Annotated in this window: 9 protein-coding genes; 6 read left to right on the top strand and 3 right to left on the bottom strand. The window is 51.6% G+C overall.

Annotation, left to right across the window (positions count from 1 at the left end; translation table 11 throughout):
- Nucleotides 1–62: 62 nt before the first annotated feature.
- Entirely contained in the window at nt 63–767 is a 705-nt protein-coding gene (ubiG, locus tag Ga0123461_RS10565; protein WP_100278303.1) for a bifunctional 2-polyprenyl-6-hydroxyphenol methylase/3-demethylubiquinol 3-O-methyltransferase UbiG, read from the bottom strand.
- Nucleotides 768–872: 105 nt separating this feature from the next.
- Here ubiG and Ga0123461_RS10560 point away from each other — a divergent pair, with 105 nt between their 5' ends.
- Both Ga0123461_RS10560 and Ga0123461_RS10555 read left to right on the top strand, forming a co-directional pair.
- Complete coding sequence (locus Ga0123461_RS10560) at nt 873–1,799, top strand: ABC transporter permease (RefSeq protein ID WP_100278302.1); 927 nt, start codon at nt 873–875, stop codon at nt 1,797–1,799.
- Between the two features lie 42 nt (nt 1,800–1,841).
- Entirely contained in the window at nt 1,842–2,648 is an 807-nt protein-coding gene (locus tag Ga0123461_RS10555) for an ABC transporter permease (RefSeq protein WP_232710164.1), read from the top strand.
- Between the two features lie 391 nt (nt 2,649–3,039).
- Here the strand turns inward: Ga0123461_RS10555 and Ga0123461_RS10545 are convergent, their stop codons facing one another.
- Together Ga0123461_RS10545 and Ga0123461_RS10540 are read right to left on the bottom strand one after the other, a co-directional pair.
- Nucleotides 3,040–6,027, bottom strand: coding sequence for a PAS domain S-box protein (locus tag Ga0123461_RS10545; RefSeq protein WP_100278299.1), 2,988 nt, complete (start codon nt 6,025–6,027; stop codon nt 3,040–3,042).
- A 231-nt stretch (nt 6,028–6,258) separates the two neighbouring features.
- Nucleotides 6,259–7,062 carry an HDOD domain-containing protein gene (locus Ga0123461_RS10540; RefSeq protein WP_100278298.1) on the bottom strand — a complete coding sequence of 268 codons (804 nt, stop codon included), beginning with the start codon at nt 7,060–7,062 and terminating at the stop codon, nt 6,259–6,261.
- Between the two features lie 498 nt (nt 7,063–7,560).
- On the opposite strand from Ga0123461_RS10540, the gene nagZ reads away from it, so the two are divergent.
- From nagZ to pnp, 4 genes are all read left to right on the top strand, one after another.
- Nucleotides 7,561–8,460, top strand: coding sequence for a beta-N-acetylhexosaminidase (gene nagZ, locus Ga0123461_RS10535; protein WP_100278297.1), 900 nt, complete (start codon nt 7,561–7,563; stop codon nt 8,458–8,460).
- Nucleotides 8,457–9,668, top strand: a complete 1,212-nt coding sequence (locus Ga0123461_RS10530) for a dicarboxylate/amino acid:cation symporter (protein WP_100278296.1) — start codon at nt 8,457–8,459, stop codon at nt 9,666–9,668. Before nagZ ends, Ga0123461_RS10530 begins: the two co-directional genes overlap by 4 nt.
- 213 nt (nt 9,669–9,881) lie before the next feature.
- Nucleotides 9,882–10,154 carry a 30S ribosomal protein S15 gene (gene rpsO, locus Ga0123461_RS10525; protein WP_100278295.1) on the top strand — a complete coding sequence of 91 codons (273 nt, stop codon included), beginning with the start codon at nt 9,882–9,884 and terminating at the stop codon, nt 10,152–10,154.
- Between the two features lie 89 nt (nt 10,155–10,243).
- Nucleotides 10,244–12,349 carry a polyribonucleotide nucleotidyltransferase gene (gene pnp, locus Ga0123461_RS10520; RefSeq protein ID WP_100278294.1) on the top strand — a complete coding sequence of 702 codons (2,106 nt, stop codon included), beginning with the start codon at nt 10,244–10,246 and terminating at the stop codon, nt 12,347–12,349.
- The last annotated feature ends 26 nt before the right edge of the window (nt 12,350–12,375 follow it).

Raw genomic sequence — 12,375 nt, 5'->3', positions numbered from 1 at the left:
ACATTTTCTAACCGTCCACTCTGCAGTGGCGAGTTGGCTGGGGGGGGGCGGTTAATGCGTGGTCAGGCCGGTTTTATGGCGAAGCCGAGGTAGTTAACCGACAGGTCATCCGATAGCGAGAAGTGGTCGCTCAGCATGGCATAGGAGAGACCCTTCAGCTCCTTGATCTCAAGCCCGGCTCCGCGAAGTGCGCTGTTCATCTCCGAAGGTTTGATGAACTTGGCATACTCGTGCGTCCCTTTGGGCAGCCAGCCGAGAATGTATTCTGCACCCAGAATCGCCTTGATGTAGGAGGTGGGATTGCGGTTCAGGGTGGCGAAAAAGAAGTGGCCGCCCGGTTTGATCATTGAGGCACATGCAGCCACGGTGCGCGGTACGTCGGGCACATGCTCCAGTACCTCAAGGCAGGTGACGGCATCATAGAATTCGGCATGGCTTTTGGCCCAGGTTTCAGCATCGTTTTCCACATATTCAACAGCTACGCTGGACTTCTCGCTATGCAGGCGTGCAATACCAAGCGCCTTGGGGGAGCGGTCGATGCCGGTGACGGTTGCGCCGCGTGCGGCCATGTTTTCGGCCAGTAGGCCGCCACCGCAGCCGACATCCAGCACCGTGGCGCTGGAGAGTTTCACCTGCTGGTCGATATAATCGAGTCGAATCGGATTGATTTTGTGCAACGGCTTGAACTTGCCGGTGGGATCCCACCACTCCTCGGCCATCGCTTCGAACTTGGCAATCTCATCGCTGTCAAAGTGCTGTGTCTGCATAAGCGACAAGCTGTCTCCAGAGGCGAATGAAGGCAAGGCTCTTTCTGCCTTAAACTGCTGTTTAGAGGGGCTGGTCAGACAAGCAATCCGGGGTAGTCTGGCCGTGTGTTCGGGCGAATCATGCTTACCAGACTATTTCAGGCCATCCCCACGCTGCTGGGTGTGGCGACACTGGTCTTCTTCCTTCTGCATCTTGTGCCGGGTGACCCGGTCGATGCCCTGCTGGGGGAAGCTGCCATGCAGGCCGACCGCGAGGCGTTACGTATCGCCCTTGGCCTTGATCAGCCGATGCTCTACCAATACAGCCACTACCTGGTCGGCCTGGTCGGTGGTGACTGGGGCAATAGTCTGCTCGATCATCGCCCGGTACTTGACCGAATTGTTGAGCGCATTCCAGCTACGGCATACCTGGCCTCTGTGAGTTTGTTGCTGGCTGTGCTGCTGGCGCTGCCTCTGGGGTACTGGGCGGCTAGGCATGCAGGCAAAAGCCAGGATGTGGCGGCAATGGGTTTTTCCCTGATCGGTGTTTCGATCCCCAATTTCTGGCTCGGGCCACTACTGATGCTGCTCTTCGCTGTTGGCCTTGGCTGGTTGCCGGTATCAGGGATGGATCAGCCGGGGTCGATTGTGCTTCCTGCCATCACTTTAGGTACTGCGCTTGCTGCTGTGTTGTCGCGCATGGCCCGCTCCTCGTGGCTTGAGGCGATGAGCATGGATGCCACGCGTACGGCGCGCGCCTTTGGTCTCTCCGAGCGGATAATCTGGTGGCGGCATGCTGCACGCCTTGCTGCAGTTCCTGTGGTCACGATGTTTGCCCTGCAGATGGGGGCGGTGCTGGGTGGCGCGGTGATTACCGAAACTGTTTTTGACTGGCCGGGACTGGGGCTTCTGACCATTGAGGCGATACAGAGCCGTGATTATCCACTGGTACAGGGTTGTGTGCTGGTCATTGCCAGTTTCTACGTGCTGGCCAATCTGCTGGCTGATCTGCTGGGTTTATGGCTCGATCCGAGGCAGCGCAATGTTGGTTAGAAGATTCGCAAATGGAATATTCTTGGCTGCAGGGAGATGCACTTGTCTAAAGTTGCATTGAGACTGGCGGGGCTCTGCCTTGCCTTTCCGCTGCTGATTCTGCTTGTAGCCGCAGTCAGTGGCCTGGATGGACATGCCATTGACCTTGATATCGTGCTCGGTTCTATGGGATCAGGTCACCTGCTCGGTACCGATGCGCTTGGCCGTGACCTGCTGGCCCGTTTGTCGGAGGGGCTGCAGCTCTCCCTGATGGTTGGCGTTGTTGTTGTACTGTTCTGCAGTCTGGTCGGAATCTTGTTGGGCATGCTTGCCGGATGGATGGGCGGCTGGACCGATGCGCTGCTGATGCGCTTTGCAGATATTGTACTCTCCTTCCCAGGTATACTGCTGGCTATTGCACTGGCTGCGATGCTCGGCCCCGGCATCGAGAATCTGGTGATAGCACTGGTCGCTGTCGGCTGGGTTGGATTTGCCCGCCTTAGCCGGGCGCAGGTTCTCTCCTTCAGGTCGGCTCCTTTTGTTGAAGCGGCCATCGCCAACGGTTCGGGTGTTGGCTATATCGCTGTGCGCCATCTGTTGCCGAACATTGCTGCCCCCCTGCTGGTCGAGGCGAGTTTCGGACTGGCCGCCGTGATAATCGGTGAGGCGGGGCTCTCCTTTCTTGGTGTTGGTGTGCAGCCCCCCGATGCATCGTTGGGTACAATGATTCGTGAAGGCACCCGCCTGATGCTGGTCTCTCCCTCTCTGGTGGTCTGGCCTGGTCTGGTGCTTTTTTCGCTGGTGATGGCGGTCAACCTGCTGGGGGATGCCCTGCGCGACAAACTGGATGTGCGTATGGATATCAGGTGAGAGTGGATTGGGATTGCAATCGCATGATGAGGGGTTAAGTTAGGGTGTATGGATTTAGTTAGTTATTTGGTGCTGGCAATATTGGCGATTCTTGGACTCACGCTTCTGTCGGTTGCTATCGGAGCGTTTAAAAATGCTTCTCCCATGTGGAAAGTAATATGGGTGGGCGTGCTTCTCACAGTTGTAACCGGGGCTGTTCTATTGATGAGTTCTCCCGACCCTATTTCGAAGCTACTCAGTTAGGCCTAGTAGGTAGCTTCATATGCTTGTTACCCGAATATGGTTTGCGGCAAAAAAAAACAGGGTGCCATTGGAATGAGGCGGCTCTAATTAATTTCTGAATAAGCGCTTTCGGCCAGAAGAAGAGGCTTGGGTTTCGCATATCATCTGCTTACGAATTAAACTGTTCTCTAATTAATTGGCTGAGTTTTACAATGTTATAAGGCTTGGAAAGAATCATGTGTTTATCTACAGGCATTTCATCCTTCAGGGTTTCATCTTTATCATAGCCGGTAGCGAAAATCACCTTCACATCGGGACGGAGTTTTTTAATGCGTTCTGAAGCCTTCACCCCCCCCAAGTTTGGCATCACTACGTCCATGATGATCAGCGATATGCTGTCCTGATTCGTGGTGAATTGTTCGATTGCCTCAAGGCCATCTGAAGCTTCCATTACCTGGTAACCCAGCTTTTCCAATACCTCTTTGCTGGTCTTTCGAATATCAGCATTGTCATCAACGATCAGTATTAACTCACCACTACCTGGAACCACTTCAGTATACTCTTCAGAAATAACCTCAATCTTATGTTCCTCCAATAGTGGGAGGTAGATATGAATAGAAGTTCCGCTTCCGACACCGCTTTCTACTTCAAGTATTCCACCATGGCTTTGAATCGCCCCATAGACCATGGGGAGCCCTAGTCCCGTTCCACTTCCAACCTCCTTGCTTGTGTAAAAGGGCTCAAAAATATGTTCTTTTTCGGTGTCGCTTATCCCAGAGCCGTTATCACGAACTGTCAGATGTGCAAATAGGCTGCCGCAGGTGTCAGGGTGTTTATTTATAAAGCTCTCGTCAGCTTCAAACTCTTCAAGCGTCACGGTAATCGTAGGATTCTGTACATCCTCTAATGCGTCACGGGAGTTGTTTAGTAGATTCATGAGCGCTTGTTGAAGTTGGGTGCCATCACCCTTTATTACAAGCTCTTCATGACAATAATCAAAGTGAATATTAATGCTTTCAGGAATACTTGCCTCGCTCAACTTGGATGCCTGTTTAAGAAAAGAGGTTAAACCGAAAGGGGTCATCTTAACATTGCCTTTTCTGGCAAAGACCAACAGCTGCTTGATCATTTCGGCGGCTCGAAAGCTAAGTGCTTCCACATTTTCCAGTTTCTCTATCACATCAGGAGAATCCGCGACTTTTTTCTTGGCCAGATAAAGATTGCCGGTCATGCCTGCCAGCATGTTGTTAAAGTCGTGGGCGATACCGCCAACCAAAGTTCCAAGCGCTTCCATCTTTTGAGCCTGGCGAAACTTTTCTTCAAGGGCCTCATGGTTCGTCATGTCCTGTTGAATGCCTACATAGTGAGTAATCTCTTCACCCTCATTCAAGATGGGAGAGATAGTCATCAATGCCGGGTATTGGCTCCCATCCTTTCGTCGGTCAATGATTGCACTATGCCAGATGTTGCCGCTTGAGATGGTGTTCCATAGAAGCTTATAAAATTCCGGGTTTTGATTTCCGCTTTTCAGGACCCTTGGATTATTGCCCAAGACGTCTTTAGGTAAATAGCCTGTTATTCTTGTAAAAGAACTGTTCACATATTCAATCGTCCCATGCTTATCGGTAATGATGACAGATTCGCCTGCTTGCTCGACAGCCTGAGACAGCTTACGCAACCGTTCATCAGCAAGCTTGCGCTCAGTGATGTCCTCAACAATGGACCAGATGCAGTCCCTGCCTTCATGGTCCTTGATCAACAGGCCGTTGAGTCGAATAGGAATCAAAGAGCCGTCTTTACGGAGATACTCTTTCTCATAGGGGCCATAACGACCGGTTTGCTGGAGTGACTCTAATTGCCTTGCCTCATCTTCAGCATATTTTTTTGGTGTCAGGGTCCAGTAATCAAGAGTCTGAAGCTCCTCATGGCAGTAACCGCATATGTCTTGGAAGGCTTGATTGAACTCGAGGTAACACCCTTTCATATCGGTCAATGCAATCCCCAGTGGTGACAGTTCGTAGAGGCCGCGCAGTTTCGCCTCATTTTCCTGCAGCTGCTCTCTTTCTTTATGTAGTTCCACGGCCCTGCTGTGAACGGCTCTTCGCAAGCGCAATGAATGCAAGCCCACAATTAAAAGTATGAGGAGCATGCAAAACACGGCAAATTTCCACATGTCTTTGCCTAATAAGTCTGCAAATGTAATTTCGGGCTGATATATGAAGTCAGCAACCTGATAGTCAGGCGATATGAAACCTTGGTCTATATAAGTAGCAGCAATCCGATCCCACCGGTGACTGTTCATGTAACCGATTTTGACCACATCCTGCATGATCAGTTTGGCAGACTCTTTTGCCTCAAAAACAAGTTGGCTTCTTGGGAAATTCTGAGTGTTGTATTTCTCCAGGATCAGGTCGATTGTTTCATCCATATGCTCTAGGGCATAATTCCATCCAAGTATACTTGCCTGTATGAAGGTTCTTGTTCGCTCCGGATGCTTTTGAACCTCTTCATCCGAAGTGATTAAAATATCGCCATAGAAATCTATGCCATGGGTTCTTGGGGATAACGTGTGATAGGAAACGCCGAGTAAATCCAGTTGATGGGGCTGGTCGGTCACATACGAGCTGAAGGCATCTGTATTACCTGTAATTAGATCATTAATGTCATAACTTATATTCTGCCGGATGATATCTTTTTCAGTCATGCCTATGGCTTTCAGGGCTGCTATAACATCTGAGTTCTGTTGACCTTCCTGGAGCATGACCCGCCTACCGCGCAGATCTGAAAATGTACGAATACCTGAATCTTTCGTCACAAGCAGTGCCAAGGGGGAGTGTTGAAATATTACAGCTAGAGCTTTAATTGGCTTTCCGTCGGCGCGCTCTATCATTGCACCGGTACCGGTCACGCCATACGCACCGCCCCTTGAGTTCAGCACATGTTGTACAGATGACTTATCCGGACCGCCTTCAATCAGTGTTACTTCAAGGCCAACATCGCGATAATAACCTTTCTCCAAAGCCATGTAGAAACCGGCAAACTGAAACTGGTGTTTCCACCTTAAGTGTAAAGAGACTGAGTCATTGGCAGCCAGAGAAAGCGTTGGAAGAAAACAGAGTGCCGCGGCTAAAAAACAAAGCGAATACTTTCGGAACATCTCTTTATCTCCATGGCATTTTTAACATCACATTGTTTGGCGCATTCTGGTTGCGGGGCAGGCATTACAGCAAGGCTGGCGTCAATACTACAGCATTACTGGAGGCAATACAGTATAACTGGAGGGGACTTCTTTTATTACAGTGGAGTTTCCAAGTTTCTGTCACCTCAGTCGGGGTCAGATAGCCCAATTACCTGTGTGGAGGTTGCTCGTTGCAGCCCCTTCTCCAGACTATGGTAATGGCTCTAGGTCTATAGGGTTCTCCACCAGCGACTCGGTGACTTTTTCATACATGCATTCAAGTGCAGCGCATTCAGAAAGGTGTGTTTGTACATATTTTTTTGCTGTGTTGCAAAGCTTGGCCAGAAACAAAGATTCAGGCTTGTGGCTTTCTCCGATAGCCAGACACATATCCTCAGGTAAATTCCACATGCGTAACAGATGCATGCCTGCTTCGTTATGGTTGATGCCATAGTAATCTTCTTCCGCTTGAATCAAGTCATCGCCATAAAGGTGTCCCGTTTCCCTTTCAAAGTAAGAGAGGTCCACGCGCAAGCCTAGGGCGACCCGGCCAATATCGTGCAAAAGACCCGTCATAAATGCGAGTTCATGGCTGCAGTTTTCCTGATTCGGGTCGAACTGTTTGGCTAAGTGTTCGGAGAGCATGGCTACACCAAAAGCATGGGTCCAGAATGCACGGATATTAGCCATGCCTGTGGGCAGACAGATGCCATACATCAGCGACATCGTGGTGGCGATATGTGCGGTCTCACGTGAGCCTAGCCGGGTAATAGCCTTGCTGAGTTCGCCGACAGGGATGTTGGCTGGATTGAAAGCAACTGAATTGGCAACTTTAAGGATCATGGTTGAGGTTGCCTGGTCGCTGCGAATGATCTCAGCCAGATCTTGCACATCTGAGTCCGAGTCTTGGATGACCTTCTGAATTTTCAAAAAGCGGTCGGGCAGTGAAGGTAGTTCACTGCATAAAGAGAGTAACGCGAGCGTTGATTCGCGGTCAAAACCTGATTCAATCATGGGTAAACCCAGGTTGTCGCCTTTTCAGGAAAGAGTGCGCGAAACTGATTTTCCATGTGTTGTTCCCTCGTATGCTTTAAAAGGGTGAGTTTAATTTCAGAAGCGTTCAATTTGGGCACCTGATAGCTGTCACTCCTCTTCAGTGCCTACATGCCACCGGTTTGCAGTGTGCCGTCTCCCGGCGGGGGCTACGGGTATATGAACCATGCTTCCTCTAACATCCCACAATCATTCAAATATGTTGGTTATGCATTTCCATGATATTGATTTCCTTGTCGCTCTCAGAAACCACCCATGATGGGCCTTATAAAATGACTCCACATGATAAATATATCGGCCAAAATCAAAGGCTCTTTAATATTATAAGCGTGAACACCTTGTTTTGGATGCAAGCGAGTGTCTGCTTATCCGCACTTGTAGTGCAGTGCACAGGCAGGTTGTATTGAGGGGTATCTGAAGTGCAGGTTTCAGACCGTGGTTTGGGGAGCATCTTATTTTATGAATAAACAGCTGATTATCGGATTGCAGGGTTTACAGCTCACAGAGCAGGAGCGTCTCTGGCTGAAGGAGAGGCCACCACTGGGTGTGATTCTGTTTGCCCGCAACATCGATAGCCCTGAACAGGTAAAGGCTTTGCTGGACGATGTTCGGGTATGCACCGGGGCTGATACATGGGCCGCCATCGATGAAGAGGGGGGCAGGGTCAACCGTATTCCGTGGACCCCGTTTAACTGCCGCCTCCATCCAGCTGAATATGGAGCAATGTGCCTGGAGGATGCAGGTGCAGCCATTCAGGCTGTGTATGAGGACAACCTGAAAACAGGCCTAGCGCTGAAAGCATTGGGTTTCACCCATAACTGCGCACCGGATCTCGATCTGTTCCATGCCGAAGGCCACGCCATTATCGGTAAACGTGCCTATTCGAATCGTGTCGAAATCGTCGCAGCCCTTGGTGATGCCTGCCTGCGCGGCCTGATCGATGCCGGCATCGAAGGGGTGGGCAAACATTTTCCAGGCCATGGGCGCGCCAATGCCGATTCGCATGTGGCGGTGCCTGAGGTGACGGCTCCGCGGGATACGATCCTGAAAGAGGCCGACACGTTCGCGCGCCTGATCGCCTGCGACCTGGAGCATGTGATGACAGCGCATGTGATCTACTCCGATGTGGAGAACTGCGTGGCAACCCTTTCACCCTACTGGCTGCAGGAGGTGTTGCGCGGCAGGCTCGGTTTTAAAGGCAAAATCTGGAGCGATGACCTCTGCATGAAAGGGGTGGGCGAGGATGTGCCGCATGCGGTTCGCGAGGCGAAGAGGGCAGGATGTGACATTTTGCTGGTCTGCCAGCCGGAAGGGGTGGCAGAGGTTTATCGCAGCATGGAAACGGGAGCCCTGGTATGAAACGTGTCGTTGAGAACAGGCTTCTGCTTGCGATGCTGGTTGCCATTGTGGCCGGCGGTTTTTCCGGTTACATCTGGGGCGAGGCGATGGTCTCGGTGGCATGGCTGGGGGAGCTGTTTCTAACCAGTCTGAAAATGCTGATCATTCCGCTGGTGGCGGCAAGCATCATTACCGGCGTGGCCGGCCTTGGTGATGTGCGCAAGCTGGGGCGCATGGGCGGCCTCTCCATCGCTTACTATGCTGTAACAACGCTGATTGCAGTATCCATCGGTCTGGTGATGGCTAATCTCTGGCAGCCGGGTGTCGGAGTCGATCTGGCTGGAGCGGGTGAAGCTCCGAAACCTGCAGTTGGGGATGTTGGCGTTACCGATCTGATTCTTTCTCTGGTGAATCCCAACATTGTAGATGCGGCAGCCAACATGAAGCTGCTGCCCATCATCGTATTCTGCATTTTACTTGCGGCGGCCCTCTCCACACTGGGCAAACGCGGTAAGCCTGTGGTTGCCTTTTTTGAAGGGGTGAATGAGGCGATGATGCAGATTGTCGAGTGGCTTATGGTGTTTGCACCGATTGGCGTATTTGCATTGATCTCCTCCAAGCTGGGCTCAGCGGGAGGCGGCGAGGCCTTTTTTGCCCAGCTGGCAGGGCTGGCCAAATATGCCATGGCTGTGATATCCGGCCTGCTCACACATGCAGCGGTGTTATCGATTATATTAATAGTACTGGCGCGCCGCCCGCTAGGCGAATACCTCAGGCATATGGGCACAGCACTGATGACTGCATTTTCGACCGCTTCATCAAGCGCCACACTGCCACTGACCATGGAGGGGGTGAAAATGGCCGGCGTGGATAAGAAGGCGCGCCGCTTCGTTTTGCCGCTGGGGGCTACGATCAATATGGATGGTACAGCCCTGTATGAGGCAGTAGCCGTACTGTTTATCGCGCAGGCTTATGGTATGGACCTGAGTTTCGGCCAGCAGATGCTGGTGCTGGTAACGGCAACAATGGCAGCCATTGGTGCTGCAGGTATCCCTGAGGCGGGGCTGGTGACCATGGTGATCGTGCTGGAGGCGGTTGGGTTGCCACTGGAGGGGATCGGCCTGATTCTCGCTATCGACTGGTTCCTTGATCGCTGCCGCACAACCGTCAATGTATTCGGCGACTCCGTCGGTGCGGCTGTGGTTGGAAGACTTGCACCAAAGGAGTAATGCGGTCTCTTTCGCAGCCGTTGTTGTAACAGCGGGTCTTGATAAGAACAGGTTTGCCCATCTATATAATATAGTGCTTGGCCATTTGCTGTTGGTTCATTAGGGATGTGGCGGATTTACACTTGGTGTAATAAATAATTGCATGCCTTGAATCCTGTCGCTATGGTTCGCCGCCCTAATGAAAAGGAAAGAAAATAAGAGGTAAGAACGTTCATGTCTTTGGCGCTGGAAGAAAAAAACACAATTATTGAGAAATTTCGTCGCAGTGAAGGCGACACAGGTTCACCAGAAGTACAGGTTGCTCTGCTAACTGAGCGTATTAACCAGCTCTCTCAGAACCACTTTAAAGAGAACCATAAAGATCACCATTCACGTCGCGGCCTGCTTAAGATGGTCGGCCAGCGTCGCAGCTTGCTCGGTTACCTCAAAGGTAAAGACTTCGGGCGCTATCGCACCCTTATCGAAGCCTTGGGTCTGCGTAAGTAAACAGTTTCAGGCGGCCCCTTCGGGCCGCCTTTTTTCTTTATACCGGTTTTATCCACGCCAAAGACAGCGCGTTAATAAGGAAGTAATTCATGTTTGATGTAAAAACTAGCAAGGCCGAAGTAGCTGGCCAAACAATCTCATTCGAAACAGGGCGTGTAGCCCGACAGGCCGGTGGTTCGGTTCTGGCTCAGGTTGGAGACGTGGTTGTTCACGTTGCTGCAACCGCTGCCAAGCAGCCACTGCAGGGCGTGGATTTCATGCCGCTGACTGTTCACTATCAGGAAAAAACATATGCAGCAGGCCGTTTCCTTGGCGGTTTCTTCAAGCGTGAAGGTCGACCATCGGAGAAGGAGACGCTGACCTCCCGTCTGATTGACCGTCCAATCCGCCCGCTGTTCCCTAAAGGTTATTTCCACGAGACTCAGGTTATCGCGACTGTCATCTCTGCCGATGAAAGCACTAACCCTGATATCATCGCCATTAACGGTGTGTCTGCTGCACTCTCGATTTCAGACGTACCATTTGCTGAGCCGATTGCGGCTTCCCGCGTTGGCCTGATCAATGGTGAGTTCGTACTCAACCCGACCTATGAACAGATTGCAGAGTCCGATCTCGACCTGATTGTTGCCGGCACACGCGATGCGGTACTGATGATTGAATCAGAAGCCAAAGAGCTCTCTGAAGAGCAGATGATCGATGCGATCATCTTTGGTCAGGAAGGCTATCAGCCTGTACTGGATGCGATTGAAGAGCTGGTGAAGATTGCCGGTAAAGAGAAGCTTGTTGTAGAGCTGGCTGGTAACGATGCGGTGAAGGACGCTGTGAATGCAGCATTCGAAGCTGACGTTCGTGAGGCCTATGCCATTGTCGACAAGTCTGCGCGTGCAGCCAAGATCGACGCCTTCCGTGCTGCGGCACAGGAGAAGTTAGCTGGAACTGAAGAGAATCCGGGCCAGTTCTCATCTAACGATGTGAGCTCTGCAATGAAGAACCTTGAGAAGAGCGTTGTTCGTCGCTCTATCATTGCCGGTAACCCGCGTATTGACGGTCGCTCGACCGATCAGGTTCGCGCCATTGATTGCCAGATCGGCGTTCTGCCTCGCACCCATGGTTCCGCGCTGTTCACCCGTGGTGAAACACAGGCGCTGGTTACCATTACACTCGGTACCGAATCTGACATGCAGATGACCGAATCTCTGGAAGGCGTAGCCAAACAGCGTTTCATGCTGCATTACAACTTCCCGCCATACTCTGTAGGTGAAGCACGTCGCTTCGGCCCTCCGGGACGTCGTGAGATCGGCCACGGCCGTCTCGCCCGTCGTGGTATTGAAGCTGTTCTGCCTGCAATGGATGATTTCGGTTATGCGATCCGCTCCGTATCTGAAATTACTGAGTCCAACGGTTCATCATCGATGGCTTCTGTTTGTGGTACCTCCCTGGCATTGATGGACGCTGGCGTACCTACCAAGGCAGCTGTTGCAGGTGTGGCCATGGGCCTGATCCTTGAGTCTGACGGTTATGCCGTACTGACTGATATCCTAGGTGATGAAGATCATCTCGGCGATATGGACTTTAAAGTGGCTGGTACCCGTGATGGTGTGACCACGCTGCAGCTGGATATCAAGATCGGCGGCCTGACCCGTGAGATCATGAGGGAAGCGCTGGGTCAGGCACATGCTGGTCGTATCCACATTCTTGATGAGATGGCCAAGTGCATCGAGGCACCACGCGGTTCTATTGCTGACCATGCACCTCGTATGATCACCATGAAGATCAAAGCGGACAAGATTCGCGAAGTGATCGGAGCTGGCGGTAAGGTGATTCGCGGCATCGTTGAAGCAACCGGTGCCAAGGTTGATCTCGAAGATGACGGCACAGTGAAGATCTTTGCTGTAACAGGTGAAGCAGGTGAAGCTGCCAAGAAGATGATCGAAGATATCGTATCTGAGGTTGAAGTTGGCGCTATTTACACTGGTAAGGTTGTGAAGCTGATGGACTTCGGTGCTTTTGTTCGTGTTGTTGGTGGCACTGATGGTCTGGTTCACATCTCTCAGATTGCCAACCATCGTGTTGAGAAAGTGGCTGATGAGCTTTCAGAAGGTCAGGAAGTTCGTGTGAAAGTGCTGGACGTAGATCGTAATGGTCGTATCCGCCTCTCCATGAAAGAGCTTCTCGACGAAAAATCCGAGAGCTAATGCTCCACTTGCAAGCTGCAAAGAGG

The sequence above is a fragment of the Mariprofundus aestuarium genome (genome assembly GCF_002795805.1).
Classification (GTDB): domain Bacteria; phylum Pseudomonadota; class Zetaproteobacteria; order Mariprofundales; family Mariprofundaceae; genus Mariprofundus; species Mariprofundus aestuarium.
The sequence above is the reverse complement of the archived record's forward strand: the minus strand, read 5'-3'. Positions and strand labels throughout refer to the sequence as shown.